Genomic DNA, 18,337 nt, shown 5'->3' on the forward strand with positions numbered 1-18,337 from the left:
CGCTCAGACCCGGCGGAGCACGGCGACGACCTTGCCCAGGATCGAGGCGTGCGTCCCGTCGATCGGGCGGTAGGCGGGGTTGTGCGGCAACAGCCAGACCTGCCCGTCGATCCGCTTGAAGGTCTTCACCGTCGCCTCGTCGTCGAGCAGCGCGGCCACGATGTCCCCGTTGACGGCGTCGGGCTGCTGGCGCACCACCACCCAGTCGCCGTCGCAGATCGCCGCATCGACCATCGAGTCGCCGGAGACCTGGAGCAGGAACAGCGTGCCCTCGCCGACCAGTTGCTTGGGCAGCGGGAACACATCCTCGATGCGTTCCTCGGCCAGGATCGGACCGCCGGCGGCGATCCGGCCGACGATCGGCACCGAGACGGCGTCCGGCATCGCATCCCCGATGCCCGTCGGGTCGACCACGGACTCGTCCGCGGCGCCCGGCAACAACACCTCCAGGGCCCGCGGGCGATTCGGGTCGCGGCGCAGGAATCCTTTCGCCTCCAGCACCTTGAGCTGGTGGGCGACCGACGACGACGATGCCAGGCCGACAGCCTCGCCCATCTCGCGGATGCTCGGCGGATAGCCGCGCCGCTGCACCGACTCCTGGATCACCTCGAGCACCCGCCGCTGCCGCGGGGTGAGACCGTCGGCATCGGGCGGGCCGTCGAGATCGGTGCCGAGCTGCGACGCGACCGCGGCGCGCGTCGGGCGACCCGCACCGCGTTGGGGCGCCGGCCTGGATGGGGTGCTCGCTGCCATGAGGCGAACGTTAGGGCAGCGGGGGAGGTCAATCAAACAACTGTTCGAGCGTGTCGCGCAGCCGGTCGCCGAGTGCCTCGACCCGGAGGGTGTCAGACCCGACTGTTTGGCTGAGGTCATGACCCGATGGAACGGCGCGGTACGCGACTGGAACGGCGCGCTGCGCGACACGATCGAACGGATGTGCGAAATGTGCTTGCGTTCGGTCGCGGGTCCCACTAGACAAGGATCGAACACACGTTCGACCCGCCTCGGACCACTTCCCACGGAGGCCACCATGACCACCAGCACCTTCGAGCTCACCCCGCGCCCCTCGCTCACCGAGCGCGCGCTGCGTCCGGCCCGGACCCCGGCCCCTGCCCGGCCCCGTCGGCCGCGGCGCGATCGGCGCGGCCCGCAGGCTCATCCCGCGCGTCGGGCCGGATCGGCCGCCGCCAGGGTTCCGGCCCGGGGCTGTGTCGTGGCGGCGGCTCCGGTTCCCGCCACCTGGCGACTGACCGACCGCGGGCTCGCGGTGCTGCTGGCGGTGGCCGGCGTGCTGGGCGTCGCTGCGCTGGTCTGCATCGGTGTGACGGTGGCGGGCATCCTCGCCCTGCCGTGATCCGACACCACGTCAGTGCTCGACCGCTCCCCGGCCTTTCTTGATCTCGCCGCGCCGCTTCTTGGCCGCCAGCCGGCGCTCGCGTGAGCCGGCGGTCGGCCTCGTCGGCCTGCGGTGTGGCGCCGGTGGGACGATGGCCTCCCGGAGCAGGTGGGCGAGCCGCTCGCGCGCGGCTCGCCGATTGGCGAGCTGGCCGCGATGCTCGCTTGCCGCGATCGTCAGCTCACCGTCGACCAGCCTCGAGGCCAGCCGGGCGAGCGCCCGGTCGCGGAGGCCGGCGGGGATCGAGGGCGATCCGGCCACGTCGAATGTCAGCTCCACCCGCGAATCGCTCGTATTGACGCCCTGACCGCCCGGACCGGAGCTTCGGGAGAATCGCTCGCGCAACTCCGCGGCGGGGATCACCAGCCGGTCGGTCACCACGAGGTCGTCCACCACCCCCGCAGCATGACACGGCCTGTGCCCGCTACGCCTGCGCAATATCGGCGGCGGCCGGAAACGCAGGCGAGGGCGGCATCCCGGCGGACACCACCCTCGTCTGCGGTTGCGGAATCAGCGCTGGCCCTGCTGGCCCCAGTCGGTCTGGGAGGACTGGCCCTGCTGGCCGCCCTGGTTCCAGTCGGTCTGGGAGGGCTGGGTGCCCTGGCCCCAGTCACCCTGCGCGGGCAGCGCGGTCTGGTCACGATTGTCCGGACCGGTCTGGGCGCCGCCGGCGTTGTCGACCACCACCGTCTTCATGATCTTGTCGGCGATGGTCTGTCGCTTCTGGTCCCACAGCGGGAACAGCCAGCCGATGTAGCAGATCAGCGAATCGACAATGTGCGCGATGTCGCGGACGATCGTCATCCCGACGCCGATCGGCTGACCGGTCTCGGCGCCGATCAGCTTGGTGCCGGCCACCTGGCGGCCGACCGAGACACCGGTCGAACCGCCCTTGATCCAGCGGCTGTAGATGGCCCAACCGGCGGCCAGCAGCCACAAGATCAACAGCACGATGCCGGCCGGACCTGCCGACTCGCCCGACATGGCGGCATTGTTGTTGACCACATTGAGGATCGTGCCGACCAGCACCAGCGGGAACAGGTCGATGAGCCAGTTGAGCGCACGCTTGCCCCACGGCGCGAAGGCACCGGACGCGGGAGCCGCCGGGTACGCCGAGTACCCCTGCTGCTGATAGCCCCCCGCCTGCTCGCCGTATCCCGGCTGCCCGTAGCTCGACTGCCCGTAGGCGGACTGGCCGTAGCCGGACTGGCCGGAATCGGCGGGCTGGCCATAGGCGGACTGGCCGGAGTCGGCGGACTGCCCGTAGCTCGATTGCCCGTAACCGGACTGGCCCGAGTCGGTGGGCTGGCCGTAGCTGGATTGCCCGTAACCGGACTGGCTCGAGCCGGCGGACTGCCCGTAGCTCGACTGACCGTAGCCGGACTGGCCGGAGTCGGCGGACTGCCCGTAGCTGGACTGGCCCGAGTCGGTGGGCTGGCCGTAGCCGGACTGGCCATAACCGGACTGGCCGGAGTCGGTGGGCTGGCCGTAGCCCGACTGACCATAACCGGACTGGCCGGAGTCGGCGGGCTGCCCGTAGCTCGACTGGCCGTAGCTCGATTGCCCGTAGCCGGACTGGCCGGGCTGTCCGTAGCCAGTCTCGCCGGGGTCCGACTGGTCGGCGGAGGAGGTTGAGCCTCCCGAAGCGCTCTGCCCGTAGCTGCTCGACCCGGATGAGGATGACCCGGGCTCGGCGTCCTGCCCGTAGGCGGAGGCGCCATAGCCCTGGTTCCCGGCGCCCTGGTTCCCGTAGCCCTGGTTCCCGGCGCTCTGGTCGCCCGGGCTCTGGCCGTAGGGGTTCTGGCTGTACGAGTTCTGGCCGTACCCACCCGCGGTCGGCGACTGCTCGCCGGGCTCCTGCCCGTACTGCTGGTTGCCGTACTGCTGGTTGCCGTACTGCTGGTTCCCGTACTGCTGATTCCCGTACTGGGGCTGGCTGCCGCCACCGGGCTGCTCGCCGTAGGGGGACTGGCCGCCGTACTGCTGGCCGAAACTCCCCGGCGGCTGGCTCGATCCCTGACCGGCCGGCCCGTAGGGACCCGCGGACGGATTCTGCTCTCCCTGCCCGTAGGACGACGACCCGGGACCATAGGCCGGCGACTGGCCATAGGTCCCGCTCGACGAGGCGTCGTTGGGTGCATCGGACTCGTTGTCCGGGCTACCACCGTTCCCGGGGCGATAACTGCTGCTGCCGGGCTCATCCTTGCCGGACTGGTCGCCCCAACCCGGATTCTGGCTCGTCATGCTTGCTCCTTCGTCGATAGGTCACCCGGAGTCTAGAGCCCGACCGTGCTACCTGTCAGTGATGACGGGCCCATACCGGATGACGGGCCCATACTGGGCGGGTGGCGCCTCGACATCAGCCGGCCGGGTGGCGGCCCGCGGGCCCCGGCCCCGCTCACCGCCGGGTCGGCCGCGCCCGGGCGGGTCTGGCCGCGGTGGCCGGGTTCGCCGGCGTGGGGTTGGCGCTCAGCCTTGCATTCGGCGCGACCGGGATCGGCCTGCCGTGCCCGTTCCTGGCCCTGACCGGGTGGCGCTGCCCGCTGTGCGGCGGCACCCGGATGGGCGCCGCCCTGCTGCGCGGCGATCCGGTCGCCGCCTTCGCCGCGAATCCCGCTCTGCTGATCGTGCTCGTCCTGGTCGGGCTGCGTACCCTCGGATGGGCAGCCGAGCTGATCCGGGGCCGCGCGTCTGCGCCGTGGCCGGGGCGCGATGCCCGCGGGTGGTTGGCGCGCCACTGGCTGCCCGTCGGTCTCGCGCTGGCCACCGGGTACGCGGTCGCGCGCAACGTGGTCGGCTTCTGACCTGATCTAGACTCACCGCGCCAACAGCGACCCGCGGCAAGGAAGGCCCCCGTGCACTGTCCCTACTGTCAGCACCCCGATTCGCGGGTGCTGGACTCCCGCACCGCGGACGACGGCGGCAGCATCCGCCGCCGCCGGCAGTGCCCGAACTGCGAACGCCGGTTCAGCACCGTCGAGCAGATCCAGCTCGGCGTGCGCAAGCGCTCGGGCGTGGTCGAACCGTTCAACCGGGACAAGGTGATCAGCGGGGTACGCAAGGCCTGCAAGGGCCGGCCCGTCGCCGATGAGGATCTCGCCCGCCTCGGCGAGCAGGTCGAGGCCGCGCTCCGGGCCTCGGGGCAGGCCGAGATCCCCGCCGACGAGGTCGGCGTGGCGATCCTCGGCCCGCTGCGCGAGCTGGACCGGGTGGCGTACCTGCGCTTCGCCAGCGTCTATCGGCAGTTCAACTCGGTCGACGACTTCGCCGCCGAGATCGACCGCCTGCGGACGGGCGCCGACGGCTGACGATCAGCCGGCGGCCTCGGTGGGCGCGGCGGGGCGACGGCCGAGCTCCTCGTCCAGGCGGAGCAGGCCCGCGCCGTCGCCGTCGTTGAGCTCCAGGCGACCGACGATCTCGCGGATCGTCGCCTCCTCCTCGACCTGTTCGGACAAGAACCAGTCCAACAGCGGCCGCGACTCGAGGTCACCCGCCTCCTCACACTTCTTGTACAACTGGCGGATCGACTCCGACACGCGCTCCTCGTGCGCCAACGCGGCCCGGAACACGTCCAGCACCTCCGACACGGCGACCTGTGGGGCGCCGACCGCGCCGATCTGCGGGTGATTGTCGCGGGCCGCGACATAGTCGATGAACTTGTTGGCATGCATGATCTCCTCGTCGGCCTGGTGCCGCAGCCACAGCGCCATGCCCGGAAGATCGCGGATCTCCAGCTCGATCGCGAGCTGGCGGTAGGTGATCGAGGCCTCGAACTCCAGGGTGATCTGATCGTTGAAGGCGTCGGTGAGTTCGGACGAGAGCTTCATGGCGGGAACGCTACTGGAGCGCATCGGCGTCCTCCAGAGCGCGCAGCCTCACCTACACCCGCGCCGGGCGTAGCATCGCCGCCATGGATCCCGCGGCAACGCAACCACCGAGTCGACCCGCAGATCCGGCGTCGCTGCCCGGGCTGGAGGCCGGCACCCGGGTGCGGATCGTCGAGGTGGGGGCGCGTGACGGCCTGCAGATCGAGCGGGAGATCTTGCCGCCGGCGAGCAAGATCGCCCTGATCCGGGGCCTGGCCGATGCGGGGCTGCGCTGCATCGAGGCGACCTCGTTCGTCTCGCCCCGATGGGTCCCGCAGCTCGCCGACGCCGAGGAGGTGCTGCGCGCGGTGGCAGACCTGGGCGAGCGCGGCGTCGAACTGCCGGTGCTCGTCCCGAACGAGCGTGGCCTGGAGCGGGCTCTCGCGGCCGGCGCCCGCAGTATCGAGGTCTTCACGTCCGCTACCGAGAGCTTCGCGATGCGGAACTGGAACCGTGACCTGGCCGGGGTGCTCGCGATGGCCGCCCCGGTCGCCGCCGCGGCCAGGGCCGACGGGCTGCCCGTGCGCGGGTATCTGTCGATGTGTTGGGGAGATCCCTGGGAGGGGCCGACCGAGCCGGCACGGGTGGCCGGCATCGCGGCCGAGCTGCTGGCCATGGGCTGCGACTCGGTCAGCCTGGGCGACACCATCGGCGTCGCGACCGCCGGCGGGGTGCACCGGCTGCTGGGGGCCGTCACCGATGCCGGCATCGGACTCGAGCAGGTGGGCCTGCATTTCCACGACACCTACGGTCAGGCCGTCTCCAATGTCCAGGCCGGACTGCTCGCCGGCGTCCGGACATTCGACTCCTCGGCGGGCGGCATGGGCGGCTGCCCGTACGCCGAATCGGCGACTGGGAACCTCGCGACCGAGGATCTGGTCTGGTTCCTGGAGGGGGTCGGCATCGACACCGGCGTCGATCTCCCGGCGCTGGCCCGGGTCAGCGCCGAGATGGCCGGTCAGCTCGGCCGGCCGGCGCCGTCGGCGGTCGCGCGTGCGCTCGCGCCGCACGGCTCGACCGTGCGCTAGGTTCGGCACGTGGGCGAGTACGAAGACTTCGACCTCGATCGGAGCACGCAACAGTCCTGGGACGCGTTCACCGACCGCCTCGCCGAGGTGATCTCGATGATGGACGACACCGCCGATCTGTCGATCAGCAGCGTCGCCGCGGGCAGCGACGAGGTGCCCTTCGTGTCGTTCAGCTCGGTGAACCGCGACGTGCTGCGGGCCGAGGCGGCGAGCAACGCCCGGCTGGGCGAGAGCTTCCAACTGACTGCCGACGAGTTGGATGCGATGGAGCGTCTCGGCTGGCAGCCGCCCAGCGCCGACGGCGAACGCCCGACCCCGAACTTCTGGATCGAGCTGCCCCAGGAGGACTCCGTCCGGTTGGCGCAGATCACCGTCGGTGCGCTGCGCGATGTCTACGGGATCATGCATCCGGTGTTCTTGTCCCCGGACCATCTCGCGGAGATCCTGACCCCGCGCAAGGCCCTGACGGGCGAGACCGAGTTCGATGTCGAGGACGTCAAGGCCGTCGTGCCGGTGAGCATCGAACACCTCAACGACATGGTGTCGGAGGAGCTGCAGGAGATGTTCGGTCACCCGCCGGTGATCGACTCCGAGGGCGACTTCGCGATCCGGATCGGGTCCACGATGTTGTTCCTGCGCTCCTCGGCAGACGGCCGCGAGGTCGTCTTGTTCGCGTCGGTGGTGCACGACGTGGAGGGTCGATCGCGCGCCATGGAGGTCCTCAGCGACCTGAACACGGAGGCGCGTACCGTGAAGTTCCAGTTGGTCCGCGACCGCGTGTTCGCCACGATGTCGGTGATGGCGCATCCGTTCGTTCCGGCCCACCTGCAGCAGGCCGTCCGGATGCTCGGCGAGGTCGCCGACGGGATCGACAGCGAGTTGGCGACGAAGCTGCGCGGGCGTACCACCTTCGAAGAGACCTGAGCCGAAGTGCCCGACGAGCAGGACCCGACGAGCAGGAAGGGAGTCGATCATGAACGCCAAGGATGACGGCCCGGACGGCCGCTACCCCGACGATCAGGTGGTCGCCGGCGCGGTGGTGGTCGGCGTCGACGGTTCCGAGGACAGCCTGCGCGCCGTGCGGTACGCCCTGCGCGAGGCCAACAACTGGGACAAGGACCTGCTGATCGCCCACGCGATCGACGATTCCATCCTCGCCGGTGCCTGGGGAGTCACCTACGACCCCACGATGCTCGCCGATGCCGGAGCCGAGGTGGCCGACCAGTCCCGCGTCTATGCGATCGAGCAGGGTATCGCCCCCGAACGGGTGCGCTCGGAGGTCTTCTTGGGCAATTCGGCCGCGGTGCTGTGCCGGTTGAGCGACCACGCGCACACCGTCGTCGTCGGCCGGCGCGCGAAGAGCGGGCTGGAGCGGCTGTTCGTCGGCTCGACCAGCGTCAGCCTGGCCGGTTCCGGGCAGTGTCCGGTGATCATGGTCTCGGCGGCGACCAATCCGGAACGGACGGGCGGCAAGGGCGTGATCGGGGTCGGCATCGACAACACCGACCGGTCCAAGGAGGCGCTGCGCTATGCGTTCGTGGAGGCGACCCGCCGCGGGGCGCGGGTGCTGGCGGTGCACGCCTTCGAGGTGAATCGGCCGTTCTTCGCCGACGATGCCCAGGTCGAGCGGCGCGCCGCCGAACAGTCGGTCGCGGCGGAGGAGGGTACGCGGGCGCTGCTGGCCCCGTTCGAGGCGGAGTTCCCCGGCACCGAGACCGAGCTGCGCGTCGTTCGCTCGCACCCGGTCGACGAACTGCTCGCCCGCACCCGCGAGGTGGACCTGCTGGTGCTCGGCGTCCAGGGGCTCGGCGTACCGGGCGTGTCGCCCGGCGGCACCATCCGGGCGGTGATGGCGCACGCCGAGGCGCCGCTGGCGCTGGTCCGGCACGCGCGCCGCTGACCGCCCGGGGTGATCAGCTCGCGGCGATCAGCTCGGGGCCACGGCGACGAGGATCGCGGTCGAGCCGAGCACGGCGAGCGCGAGACCGACCTCGGCGCCGAGCGTGACGCCCAGGGTGTGCAGCCGAGTACGCGCGAGGGTGGTGCCGCCCGCACCCAGGTGGCGCAGCCGGAAGACGACTGCTCGGGCATAGCGGCGACCGTGGTTGCCGAGGAGCAGCATCGCGCCGAAGACCCCCATCTTGATCAACAACACCAGCCCGTACCACGAGGTGAGCAGCTCGACCGGGCCGCCGGCGATCGCCAGCGCGTGCACCGTGCCGGTGACCGCGAGCGTCGCGATCGCCACGGTCGCCAGCGCCGAGAACCGCGGGATCACCTCGTCGAGGTCGGCGGTCAGGTCGCTCGGAATGAGCACCGCGGCGAGCACCACCAAGCCGCCCAGCCACGCCCCGGTGGCCAGCAGGTGGCCGGCGGTGGCGATCACCTTGATCACCATCCACGGCGGCTGGACCGCGTTGGACTGGGCGACCAGCGAGAGCGCGACCACCCCGACCAGCACAAGGGTGATCACGCGCCGTCGCCCCCGGATCGGCTGCGCGACCAGCTCGGGACCGTAGAATCCGGCGACGCACAGTGCGGCCAGCCGGACCAGCAGCCACGCCCCCGACCCCGGCGCGACGACCTCGGCGTACGGCCGGCCGGCCAGCACCATCTGCACCGCCGGGGAGGCGATGGTGCCGGCGGCGAGGAGCACGATGCCTGCGGCGGCCAGCGCGACCAGGCGGCGCAGTGCCTGGCCGGCGGGCCAGACCACCGCCCAGAACAGGGCGATCCCGGCGCACAGCACGAACCCGAGATAGATCAACATCCGCACGCACCCGGTGAGGAACAGGATCAGGTCATCGCTCAGCATCGGCGGCCCGACCTCATCGCGGCATCGGGGCGTCGTACTGGACCAACACCAGCGCCTGCGGTCGCGGCAGCGCCCGCACGGTCGCCAAGCGGGGGGCCGATCCGGACTGGCAACTGCGCGCGGGCGGGTCGAGCAGCGGGCAGTTGATCCCGAGCACCGTGGGGCCGGTGACCACGATCATGACCGGGGTGGCCTCGCCGGCGGCGGCGAGCGGCCCGAGCGCGGCCAGCCAGCGGCCGGCCTTCGACGGCAGGCTCGCCGTGCCCACGCCGGAGATGCGGTACGCCAGTTGCGCGGTGTCGGCCGGCGCCGGCAGCCCGAGGCTGACGGGCGCGGCCACGCGGCCCTGCGGCACCTCGACCGGCTGATCGGCGGCGGTCACCTGCACCTGTGCTGCCACCGGCTCGGCGGAGGCGAGGGCACTGCCGGCACCGTCCAGGCGCGGCGGGCGCAACTCAAGGGACGCCGCCGGTCGCGGCAACCGCACGTACTCGACCACCCGGAAGCCGCCCTCGCTGTCCGGCGTGGCGATCATGGTCACGCCCACCCGGTCCAGCCCGGGCCCGGTGGTCGCCGCGGGCGGAGCGGGCGCGTCGGCGGTCGGCTGGGGAGCCGGGGCGGTCGGAGCGGTCGGGTCGGGGGAGTCGATCGGGCCGGGGGAGTCGGTCGGGCCGGGACTCTGCGGGGCGCCGGGGGCCGGGGGCGGGGCGGCGGTCGGCGATTGGCGTACCTGCACGGCCACCAGCACCGCGGCACCGAGCAGCGCGACGGTCGCGAGCGCGCCCGTCACGCGGCGCACAAGACCGGTCGGTCGTGCCACTTGCTGCCTCCCCCCGAAGACCGAACCGACGGCCACGCTCCGGCGAGATGTCCGACCGGTCGCGTGAAACGCGCGTCATTTCGTGATCCGCATCCTATGCTGGCGCCACGACAATCACGCCATTCGGGGGAATCGTGAACACATCATCGTGGCGCCGCTTGATCCTGCGCACCTGCGCGGTCGCGGCCGCCCTGACCATCGCACTCGCCGCGCTCGGCGCGCCGACCCGCAGCTCGGCCGCCAACGAGGCGACTGTCTATCTCGTCCAGGGGCTGCCGGGTCGCAGCCTCGACGTCAAGCTCGGGGGCAAGGAGGTCGCGAGCGGGGTCGACGGTGCGACCGTGGTCGGCCCGTTCACCGTGGCCGCCGGGCGAACGAAGATCGAGCTGGTGGACGACGACAAAGCCGTGGCCACCGCGACCGTCGACCTCGAAGCGGGGAGCAGCTCCGACGCGGTCGTGCACCTGCCCGCGGCGCCCGACGGCGACCCCGTCGTCACGCTCTACCGCAACAACCTGACTCCCGTGCAGGGCGGCAAGGCGGCCCACGCGGTGGCGCACGTCGCGGCGGTCGGCCCCGCCGACATCCGGGTGTCGGGCAAGGTCTTGTTCGCCAATGTGGCGAACGGCGAGTTCCTCTACAAGGTGGTGCCGGCCGACACCTATTCGGTCGACATCGTGCCGGCGGGCACCGACGGACCCGCGGTGATCGGGCCGATCGACCTCACGCTCAAGCCGGGGCGACTGACCTGGGCATTCGCCATCGGCGATCCCGGTCGCGATGAGATGACCGTGGTCACGCACGAGATCGACCTCGGCTCCGGCGGGGGCTCGGACCGGCCGGATGACGTGGACACCGGCGCCGGCGGACGACCGGCGTGGGATCGCTTCTGAGCGCACGGGCGGCGCTCGTCGCGCTGCTCGCGGCGGGCCTGCTCGCCGGCTGCTCCGCGGCTCCGCAGGAAGCGGCGCCGGAGCCACCCGCGGCGCGACCGGGACGCGCGGCCGATGACAGCGCCCGGTGGATCCCGGAGCGGATCGAGCTGCCCGGTCGGGGCGCGGCGCCGATCGCCGTCGCGAGCACGGTCAACGGCTCACTGGTCGTGCCCGAACGGGTCGGCGAGGTGGGCTGGTGGGACGGCAGCGCGTACGTCGGAGACCCCTACGGCTCGGTCGTGCTGGCGGGCCACGTCGACTCGATCGCCGGCGCCCCGGGCTACTTCCGTGCGCTGTGGGGCGCGCGCCTCGGCGACCGGATCGAGCTCGGCGCCGGCGCGCACCGGCAGGGCTACCGGGTCGCCGAGATTCGCAGCGTGCCCCGGGCCGAGCTGGTGGACGACGAGGAGGTGTTCGGCCAGACGGGATCTCCGCGACTGGTCATGTTGACCTGCATCGGCGAGTACGACGCGGCCGCGGGCGGGTACGCCGAGAACCTGGTCGTGGTGGCTCACCCCGAGTGAAACCGCGGCGCCGGCCACGCCCGGGGTCGGGGCGCCGATCCTCAGTTCCCGCACCCTGGCTGCGATCGGCGCCGGTGCGGCGCGACGGTTCGCCCCGGTGCTGGTACGGGTGTCCGCGCTCCGGTTCAACCAGGCGTTCGACGAGTACACGTTGTCGGTCATGCTGTACACGTGGACAACACCCCGCTCGGCGTCGCGATCGGTGCCGTCGCGGCCTCGCTCGATCCGGACAACGCCGGCGTGGCGACGGTATCGGTGGTGTTGAACACCGCGATCTCGCCGTTCGTGATCATGGCCGTCGACCGGGCGGCGCGAGGCGCGTCGGCGCGCGGGGTCGGAGCGCGGCACTGATGCGGGTGGTCACCTGGAACGCGTTGTGGCGCGATCGCGACCGGCGCCTCGATGCGCTGTGCCGTTGCCTGGCAGCCGTCCGGCCCGATGTGGTGTTGTTGCAGGAGACCTCACCTGACCATGCCGCCGCCGTGGCGCAGCGGCTCGACCTGGCGGCGACCGCCGTGCCGCCGAGGGACCGGATCAAGCCGATGCCCGGCACCGACACGATCTCGGTGCCGGCCATCCTCGCCCGGCGTCTCGACCGGAAGAAGTCGATCAAGCTCACCGGGGGTGGACCGGCGTGCTGGCTGATCACCGCCGCCGTGCCCGGGCCGGACGGCGGGGCGGTGCGGATCGGCTCGGTGCATCTCGCCGCGACTTGCGCGGCCGGCCGGATGACCCTTGACCCGGACTACCTGGCCGCCGCCCGCGGCGAGCTCGGCCACGAGGCGATCCGCGAGCCCGGCCTGCGGGAGTCGGTCGCCACCCGATTGCAGCAACTCGCGACGGTGCGCGCCGAGTTCACCGAGCAGCAGCCGTGGCTGCTGGCTGGCGACTGCAACTTCGTCCCCGCCGGGATCGAGCACCGCCACCTGCTGCGCAGCGGCGCCGTCGATGCCTGGGAGGAGGGACCACGCCCCGGCAGCCGCTGCACCATCGTGGCCGCAAACCCGCTGGTGGCCGAGACCGCGGCCGACTATCCCGACCTCCCGCCGGGATTGCCGATGCTGGACTACACCCTCGACTTTCAGTTCCACTCCGGCCACGGTGCCGCGTTGGCCGGCTGGACGATTGGCGTACCCGCACCCGGACAGGACTGGCCGAGTGATCATCTTGGGCTGGCGGTGGACTACGCCTGGAGGCCCCGACTGCGGTGAACTCATCGCCGTGGCGCACGTCGCGGGAGCATCGAAGGCAACGGTGAGTCGCCGCCGACCGGCCCACGCTCCGAGTGTAGGAGCGAAATCTCGGCCGGTGAGTCCGGTCCGGCCGGTAGGCTGGAGCCGTCATGAGCGGATCGGTGCAGGAGCAGGGGCCCGTCCTCGCCCCCGATCCCGAACTACCGGTCAGTGCCCGCGCCGACGACATCGCCGCGGCGCTGCGCGAGCATCAGGTCGTCGTCGTGGCCGGCGAGACCGGCTCGGGCAAGACGACCCAGTTGCCGAAGATCTGTCTCGCCGCCGGCCGCCGCAGCATTGCGCACACCCAGCCGCGGCGGATCGCGGCGCGCACCGTTGCCGAGCGGATCGCCGAGGAGACCCGGACCGAGCTGGGCGACCTGGTCGGCTACCAGGTGCGGTTCACCCGCCGCGCCGGTCGCGACACCCGGCTCAAGATCATGACCGACGGGGTGCTGCTGGCCGAGATCGGCCGGGACCGCGACCTGCGCCGCTACGACACGATCATCATCGACGAGGCCCACGAGCGCAGCCTGAACATCGACTTCCTGCTCGGCTACCTCAAGCAGCTCATCGCGCGGCGCCCCGAGCTGCGGGTGATCATCACCTCGGCCACGATCGACACGGACCGGTTCAGCCGGCACTTCGACGACGCGCCGGTGATCGAGGTGTCCGGGCGTACCCATCCGGTCGACATCCGCTACCGACCAGACGACGGTGCCGAGGAGGGGCAGGCCGATCCGATCGGCGCGATCACCGCCGCGGTCGACGAGCTGATCGCCGAGGGCCCGGGCGACATCTTGATCTTCCTCTCCGGCGAGCGCGAGATCCGCGACACCGCCGACGCGCTGGCCGCTGCGAAGCTGCCGGACACCGAGGTGCTGCCGCTGTACGCCCGGCTGTCCGCGGCCGAGCAGCACCGCGTCTTCCGCCCGCACCGGGGGCGGCGGATCGTGCTCGCCACCAACGTCGCCGAAACCTCGCTGACGGTTCCCGGGATCAGGTACGTGATCGACCCCGGCACCGCCCGGATCTCGCGCTACTCGGCCCGGACCAAGGTGCAGCGGCTGCCGATCGAGCCGATCTCGCAGGCCTCGGCCAACCAGCGCGCCGGACGCGCCGGCCGGACCAGCCCCGGCATCGCGATCCGGCTCTACGGCGAGGATGACTTCGCGGCTCGCCCGGAGTTCACCGAGCCCGAGATGCTGCGTACCAACCTCGCCTCGGTGATCTTGCAGATGGCCGCGGCCGGGTTGGGCGAGATCCGCGACTTCCCGTTCGTCGAGGCGCCCGACGCGGCGGCGATCGGCGACGGGCTCCGGCTGCTGCACGAGCTGGGCGCGCTGCGCGGCAAGCCGGGCAAGGGCCCGGTGCGCCTGTCGCGGATCGGGCAGCAGTTGGCGCGGATGCCGATCGACCCGCGGCTCGGCCGGATGCTGATCGCCGCGGCCGAGCAGGGCGCGCTGGCCGAGGTGTTGATCATCGTCGCCGGCCTGTCCATCCAGGACCCGCGCGAGCGCCCGGCCGAGCATCGCGAGCGGGCCGACGAACTACACCGCCGGTTCTGGGCCCCGGTCGAGCCGGGTCCCGCGGCCGGCGCGCCGGGCGAGGACGCCGAGCGCAGCGACTTCCTCGCCTGGCTGAACCTGTGGAACTACCTGACCGAACGCCAGCGATCGCTGTCGGGCAACGCGTTCCGGAGGATGTGTCGCGACGAGTTCCTGCACTTCCTGCGGATCCGGGAGTGGCAGGACCTGCACGGCCAGTTGCGCGGCATCGCCCGCGACCTCGACCTCGCGACGAATGCCGCGCCCGCCCCGCCGGACCGGGTGCACCTCGCGCTGCTGTCCGGGCTGTTGTCCAATGTCGGGCTGGCCGACCTGCGCGAGCCCACCCGCCGCTCCGGCGACCGGGGTCGGCGCCGGCCGGGTCCGCGGGAATACCTGGGCACGCGGGGCTCCCGGTTCGCGATCAACCCGGGCTCGGCCCTGGCCCGGACGCCGCCCGAGCTGGTGATGGCCGCCGAACTGGTCGAGACCGGCCGGCTGTGGGCGCGCACGGTCGCGCCGATCACCGCCGACCAGGTCGAGGAGGCCGGCGGGCATCTGCTCACCCGCACCTGGTCCGAGCCGCACTTCTCCGCCCGCTCCGGCGCCGTGCTCGCGCGCGAGCGCGTCGCCCTGCTCGGCGTACCCATCCGCAACGACAAGATGATCAACTACGGCCGGATCGATCCCGCAGCGGCCCGGGAGATCTTCATCCGGTCCGGCCTCGTGGAGGGCGAGCTGCGTACCCAGCACGGCTTCCTGGCGCACAACCGGGCGATCCGCGAGCAGGCGGAGGAGGTGGGTACGCGGTTGCGCCGGCCCGGGCTGGTCGACGACCAGACGCTGTTCGATCTCTACGACGCCCGGCTGGGCCCCGAGATCACCTCCGTCGGGCATCTCGATGCCTGGCTGCGCCGCCAGCCAGCGGCGGTGCTGGACTTCAGCGTCGACGACCTGATCGGCGACGCCGACCCCGACGCCGGCGCATTTCCGGCGCACTGGCGGATCGCCGACCTCGAGCTGGACGTCCGCTATGTCTACGAGCCCGGTGCGGGCCACGACGGGGTCCTGGTCGATGTCGATCTTGCTGTCCTGCATCGCCTCTCGCCGGCGCCGTTCTCCTGGCAGGTGCCGGGCCTGCGCGTCGAGCTGGCGACCGCGACGATCAAGAGCCTGCCGAAGCCGCTGCGGACCAGCTTCGTACCCGCGCCGGAGTACGCCGGCCGGGCGCTCGCCGAGATCGCCGGGCTCGGGATCGACCCCGAACGCGTCCCGTTCGCCGACGCGCTGGCCCGCGCCCTGACCCGCCTCGCCGCGCCGGTCGAGCCGTCCGACTTCGACCCGACGAGGTTGCCGACCCATCTGGTACCCACGTTCGTCATCCGCGGCGACGATGGCGCCGAGCTCGACTCCGGCCCCGACCTGGCCGCGCTGCAGCGCCGGCTCACCGTGGCCGCCGCGGATTCGTTGACCGCGGCCGTCGTCACCGAGCGGCCCCTCGCCAGCGGGCAGACGCAATGGTCCTTCGGTGAGATCCCCACCGAGACCGCGACGGGGCCCGCCGTCGGCCATCCCGGTCTGACCGACGAGGGGGCGGCGGTCGGGATGCGGATCTTCCCCGAACGCGGCCCGGCCGAGGCCAGCCACCGGCGCGGCATCGCCCGGCTGCTCGTCCTGACCACGCCCAATCCGGCGAACTGGGTGATCGGGCGGCTCGGCAATGCCGACAAGCTGGCGCTGACGGCCGCGCCGTACCCGGGCCTGGCCGACCTGGTCGCCGACGCGCGACTGCGCGCCGTCGCCGATCTTGCCGCGCGGGTCGACGATCCGGCCGCGATCCGCGACGAGGCAGCCTTCGCCGCGTTGCGCGAGGCGGTACGCGCCGAGGCCGCCGAGGAGACCCGCCGCGTGGTGGCCATCGCCGCCGAGACCGTCCGTGCCCACGGTGAGGTGCTTGCCGCGCTCGGCGAGCGGCCCGCGGGGGACGACGCAGCGGAGGACGTGCGGGAGCAGGTCCGCAACCTGATCTTCGACGGCTTCCTGGCCGCGACCCCGCAACCGTGGCTCGGGCAACTGCCGCGCTATCTACGCGCCGCGGCGCGCCGGCTGGCGGCGCTGCCGGGCTCGGCCGCCCGGGACGAACGGGCCGCGGCGGAGATCTGGCCGCTGGAGGACGCCTACGCCGAGCTGGTGAACGCACAGCCCGAGGGCCCGCTGTCCGACGAGGTGGCCGAGATCGGCTGGCTGTTGGAGGAGTTGCGGGTCAGCCTGTTCGCCCAGAGCCTCGGCACCCGCGTACCCGTGTCCGCGAAGCGAGTACGCTCGGCGATCGCCCGCGCCGCCCACCGGTAGGGTTGCCGACATGTTGGACCCGCGGCAGCTCTACGACCTCGCAGAACCCGCCTACGCGACATTCATGGAGCGCAATGCCGGCCGCGAGCTCGTGCTGTTGCACTTTCTCGACGGGTTCGTGGACGCCGGCCAGGTGGGCCACACGCTGGGCCAGCAGGTGCTCGAGCACAGCGAGCACGAACCGCTGGCGCACTTCGACGTCGACCAGCTCCACGACTATCGCAGCCGGCGGCCCGTGATGACCTTCGACACCGATCACTGGGAGTCGCTGCGCCCGTTCGAGCTCCGCCTGGACCGGGTCGTCGACCGTGCCGGGACCGAGTTCTTGTTGCTGACCGGGCCCGAGCCCGATGTGCAGTGGGAGCGGGTCAGCGCCGCCGTGACCGGGTTGGCGGGCGAGCTGGGGGTGGGGCTGGCCGCGACGGCGTACGGCATCCCGCTCGGCGTACCGCACACCCGCCCGACGACCATCACCGGCCACTCGACGCACGGCAACCTGGAACAGGACAATGCCTTGTGGCTCGGCCGGATCGAGGTCCCGGGCAGCCTCGGCGGTGTGCTGGAGATGCGGCTCGGCGAGGCGGGGGTACGCGCGGTCGGGCTCGCCACCCACATTCCGCACTACCTGGCCGCCGCCCCGTTCGGGCAGGCAGTGCTCGCGGCGCATCGTCGGCTGGTCGACCTGACCGGCCTCGACCTGCCCGACGACGGCCTCGCGGAGGCCGCCGAGCAGAATCTCGCCGAGATCAACACCGAGATGGCGGCCTCGGCCGAGGTCCAGCAGGTGGTCGCGGGCCTGGAGGAGCACTACGACAACAGCGGGGTCACCCAGGCCGTGCCGTCGGCCGACGAGATCGGGGCCGAACTGGAGCGCTTCCTCGCCGACCGCGACAAGCGCGAGGGTCGCTGAATGCCGACCAACATGGCCGAGCTCGCCCAACTGCTCGACCTGGAGGAGATCGAGGTCGGGCTGTTCCGCGGCGCGCAGCCGCGCACCGAGCGGCAGCGGGCGTTCGGCGGGCAGGTGCTCGCGCAGGCGCTGATGGCCGCCTCCCGCACGGTGCCGCAGGAGCGGCTGATGCATTCGCTGCACGCCTATTTCCTGCGGCCCGGGCGCACCACGACGCCGATCATCTACGACGTCGAGGCGACCCGCGACGGCGGCTCGTTCAGCTCGCGCCGGGTGCTCGCGCGACAGAACGGCGCGGTGATCTTCACGATGTCGGGCTCGTTCCACCTGCCCGAGCCGGGGCTGGAGCATGCCGATGTGATGCCCGCCGATGTCCCCGCGCCGGAGGACTGCCCGCACCTGGCCGAGGTCCAGCAGCGGTTGACCGGCCGGTCGCCGCTGACCTGGCAGTCCGAGTTCGGGGTGCTGGATTTCCGGCTGGCCGGCTCGACCCAGCCCGGGGGAGGGATCGTCGACCCCGAGCATCCGGCACGGGCACGGGTGTGGATGAAGGTCAACGAGCCGTTGCCGGCGGCAGCCGCCGGGCGGGAGGCGGTGTGGAACCAGGCGATCCTGGCCTACGCCTCCGACCTGACCCTGCTGGCCGCGGCCCTGGTGCCGCACGGCGCCACCCGCGAGGGTCTGCAGATGGCATCGCTGGACCACTCCATGTGGTTCCATCGACCGTTCAGCGTCGAGGACTGGTTGCTCTACGACCAGACCTCGCCCTCGGCGAGCGGTGCCGTCGGCCTGTCCACCGGGCGGATCTTCCAGTCCGGGGCACTCGTCGCCTCGGTCGCCCAGGAGGGGCTGATCCGGCCTAAGAGCCGTGAGGCCCGCGCGCCCGCGCAGGGCTGAGACCGCCCGCCGCCC

Annotated in this window: 19 protein-coding genes; 13 read left to right on the forward strand and 6 right to left on the reverse strand. The window is 72.2% G+C overall.

The features are described 5' to 3' along the window. Positions 1 to 3 precede the first annotated feature (3 nt). On the reverse strand, positions 4 to 753 hold the full coding sequence (gene lexA, locus GGQ54_RS15480; RefSeq protein WP_179446175.1) for a transcriptional repressor LexA: 750 nt from the start codon (positions 751 to 753) through the stop codon (positions 4 to 6). A 277-nt stretch (positions 754 to 1,030) separates the two neighbouring features. On the opposite strand from lexA, the gene GGQ54_RS15485 reads away from it, so the two are divergent. Then, positions 1,031 to 1,354, forward strand: a complete 324-nt coding sequence (locus GGQ54_RS15485; RefSeq protein WP_179446176.1) for a hypothetical protein — start codon at positions 1,031 to 1,033, stop codon at positions 1,352 to 1,354. Between the two features lie 12 nt (positions 1,355 to 1,366). Here the strand turns inward: GGQ54_RS15485 and arfB are convergent, their stop codons facing one another. Both arfB and GGQ54_RS17495 read right to left on the reverse strand, forming a co-directional pair. Continuing rightward, entirely contained in the window at positions 1,367 to 1,792 is a 426-nt protein-coding gene (gene arfB / locus GGQ54_RS15490; RefSeq protein WP_179446177.1) for an alternative ribosome rescue aminoacyl-tRNA hydrolase ArfB, read from the reverse strand. Between the two features lie 114 nt (positions 1,793 to 1,906). After that, complete coding sequence (locus tag GGQ54_RS17495; RefSeq protein WP_218843895.1) at positions 1,907 to 3,640, reverse strand: RDD family protein; 1,734 nt, start codon at positions 3,638 to 3,640, stop codon at positions 1,907 to 1,909. Between the two features lie 101 nt (positions 3,641 to 3,741). Here GGQ54_RS17495 and GGQ54_RS17230 point away from each other — a divergent pair, with 101 nt between their 5' ends. Both GGQ54_RS17230 and nrdR read left to right on the forward strand, forming a co-directional pair. Further along, a complete protein-coding gene (locus tag GGQ54_RS17230) occupies positions 3,742 to 4,200 on the forward strand; it encodes a DUF2752 domain-containing protein (RefSeq protein ID WP_218843896.1) in 459 nt (152 codons plus the stop codon). 51 nt (positions 4,201 to 4,251) lie between these two features. Continuing rightward, on the forward strand, positions 4,252 to 4,704 hold the full coding sequence (nrdR, locus tag GGQ54_RS15505) for a transcriptional regulator NrdR (protein WP_179446178.1): 453 nt from the start codon (positions 4,252 to 4,254) through the stop codon (positions 4,702 to 4,704). A gap of 3 nt (positions 4,705 to 4,707) precedes the next feature. On the opposite strand, the gene GGQ54_RS15510 is transcribed toward nrdR, so the two are convergent. Further along, positions 4,708 to 5,223, reverse strand: coding sequence for a ferritin (locus tag GGQ54_RS15510; RefSeq protein ID WP_179446179.1), 516 nt, complete (start codon positions 5,221 to 5,223; stop codon positions 4,708 to 4,710). An 83-nt stretch (positions 5,224 to 5,306) separates the two neighbouring features. Here GGQ54_RS15510 and GGQ54_RS15515 point away from each other — a divergent pair, with 83 nt between their 5' ends. From GGQ54_RS15515 to GGQ54_RS15525, 3 genes are read left to right on the forward strand one after another with little or no spacing between them, the layout of a single operon-like run. After that, positions 5,307 to 6,290: a hydroxymethylglutaryl-CoA lyase gene (locus GGQ54_RS15515; protein ID WP_179446180.1), complete on the forward strand. Its 984-nt coding sequence runs from the start codon at positions 5,307 to 5,309 to the stop codon at positions 6,288 to 6,290. 9 nt (positions 6,291 to 6,299) lie between these two features. Then, the gene (locus GGQ54_RS15520) at positions 6,300 to 7,214 is read left to right on the forward strand and encodes a T3SS (YopN, CesT) and YbjN peptide-binding chaperone 1 (protein ID WP_246292661.1); all 915 of its coding nucleotides are present in this window, start codon (positions 6,300 to 6,302) and stop codon (positions 7,212 to 7,214) included. Between the two features lie 49 nt (positions 7,215 to 7,263). Next, positions 7,264 to 8,190, forward strand: coding sequence for a universal stress protein (locus GGQ54_RS15525; RefSeq protein ID WP_179446181.1), 927 nt, complete (start codon positions 7,264 to 7,266; stop codon positions 8,188 to 8,190). Between the two features lie 27 nt (positions 8,191 to 8,217). Here GGQ54_RS15525 and GGQ54_RS15530 read toward each other — a convergent pair whose 3' ends face one another. Together GGQ54_RS15530 and GGQ54_RS15535 are read right to left on the reverse strand one after the other, a co-directional pair. Beyond that, positions 8,218 to 9,105, reverse strand: a complete 888-nt coding sequence (locus GGQ54_RS15530) for a CopD family protein (protein WP_179446182.1) — start codon at positions 9,103 to 9,105, stop codon at positions 8,218 to 8,220. Positions 9,106 to 9,118: 13 nt separating this feature from the next. Continuing rightward, a complete protein-coding gene (locus tag GGQ54_RS15535) occupies positions 9,119 to 9,925 on the reverse strand; it encodes a hypothetical protein (RefSeq protein WP_179446183.1) in 807 nt (268 codons plus the stop codon). Between the two features lie 134 nt (positions 9,926 to 10,059). Between GGQ54_RS15535 and GGQ54_RS15540 the strand changes: the two genes are divergently transcribed. The 7 genes from GGQ54_RS15540 (at position 10,060) to GGQ54_RS15570 (ending at position 18,322) form a co-directional block, all read left to right on the forward strand. Further along, positions 10,060 to 10,818: a DUF4397 domain-containing protein gene (locus tag GGQ54_RS15540; RefSeq protein WP_179446184.1), complete on the forward strand. Its 759-nt coding sequence runs from the start codon at positions 10,060 to 10,062 to the stop codon at positions 10,816 to 10,818. Further along, complete coding sequence (locus GGQ54_RS17710) at positions 10,803 to 11,384, forward strand: class F sortase (RefSeq protein WP_343045989.1); 582 nt, start codon at positions 10,803 to 10,805, stop codon at positions 11,382 to 11,384. The genes GGQ54_RS15540 and GGQ54_RS17710 overlap by 16 nt, the downstream gene beginning before the upstream one ends. A gap of 171 nt (positions 11,385 to 11,555) precedes the next feature. Then, on the forward strand, positions 11,556 to 11,735 hold the full coding sequence (locus tag GGQ54_RS15550) for a hypothetical protein (protein ID WP_179446185.1): 180 nt from the start codon (positions 11,556 to 11,558) through the stop codon (positions 11,733 to 11,735). Continuing rightward, a complete protein-coding gene (locus GGQ54_RS15555; RefSeq protein WP_179446186.1) occupies positions 11,735 to 12,595 on the forward strand; it encodes an endonuclease/exonuclease/phosphatase family protein in 861 nt (286 codons plus the stop codon). Before GGQ54_RS15550 ends, GGQ54_RS15555 begins: the two co-directional genes overlap by 1 nt. A gap of 131 nt (positions 12,596 to 12,726) precedes the next feature. After that, on the forward strand, positions 12,727 to 16,515 hold the full coding sequence (gene hrpA / locus GGQ54_RS15560; protein WP_179446187.1) for an ATP-dependent RNA helicase HrpA: 3,789 nt from the start codon (positions 12,727 to 12,729) through the stop codon (positions 16,513 to 16,515). 10 nt (positions 16,516 to 16,525) lie between these two features. Then, a complete protein-coding gene (locus GGQ54_RS15565; RefSeq protein ID WP_179446188.1) occupies positions 16,526 to 17,425 on the forward strand; it encodes a PAC2 family protein in 900 nt (299 codons plus the stop codon). After that, a complete protein-coding gene (locus GGQ54_RS15570; RefSeq protein WP_179446189.1) occupies positions 17,426 to 18,322 on the forward strand; it encodes an acyl-CoA thioesterase in 897 nt (298 codons plus the stop codon). The last annotated feature ends 15 nt before the right edge of the window (positions 18,323 to 18,337 follow it).

The sequence above is a fragment of the Naumannella cuiyingiana genome (assembly GCF_013408305.1).
Classification (GTDB): Bacteria; Actinomycetota; Actinomycetes; order Propionibacteriales; family Propionibacteriaceae; genus Naumannella; species Naumannella cuiyingiana.

Excerpts from the sequence above, each read along its gene's own strand:
- lexA (WP_179446175.1), bottom strand. The coding sequence starts at position 753 with ATGGCAGCGAGCACCCCATCCAGGCCGGCGCCCCAACGCGGTGCGGGT.
- GGQ54_RS15485 (WP_179446176.1), top strand. The coding sequence starts at position 1,031 with ATGACCACCAGCACCTTCGAGCTCACCCCGCGCCCCTCGCTCACCGAG.
- GGQ54_RS17495 (WP_218843895.1), bottom strand. The coding sequence starts at position 3,640 with ATGACGAGCCAGAATCCGGGTTGGGGCGACCAGTCCGGCAAGGATGAG.
- GGQ54_RS15510 (WP_179446179.1), bottom strand. The coding sequence starts at position 5,223 with ATGAAGCTCTCGTCCGAACTCACCGACGCCTTCAACGATCAGATCACC.
- GGQ54_RS15515 (WP_179446180.1), top strand. The coding sequence starts at position 5,307 with ATGGATCCCGCGGCAACGCAACCACCGAGTCGACCCGCAGATCCGGCG.
- GGQ54_RS15525 (WP_179446181.1), top strand. The coding sequence starts at position 7,264 with ATGAACGCCAAGGATGACGGCCCGGACGGCCGCTACCCCGACGATCAG.
- GGQ54_RS15530 (WP_179446182.1), bottom strand. The coding sequence starts at position 9,105 with ATGCTGAGCGATGACCTGATCCTGTTCCTCACCGGGTGCGTGCGGATG.
- GGQ54_RS15555 (WP_179446186.1), top strand. The coding sequence starts at position 11,735 with ATGCGGGTGGTCACCTGGAACGCGTTGTGGCGCGATCGCGACCGGCGC.
- hrpA (WP_179446187.1), top strand. The coding sequence starts at position 12,727 with ATGAGCGGATCGGTGCAGGAGCAGGGGCCCGTCCTCGCCCCCGATCCC.
- GGQ54_RS15565 (WP_179446188.1), top strand. The coding sequence starts at position 16,526 with ATGTTGGACCCGCGGCAGCTCTACGACCTCGCAGAACCCGCCTACGCG.
- GGQ54_RS15570 (WP_179446189.1), top strand. The coding sequence starts at position 17,426 with ATGCCGACCAACATGGCCGAGCTCGCCCAACTGCTCGACCTGGAGGAG.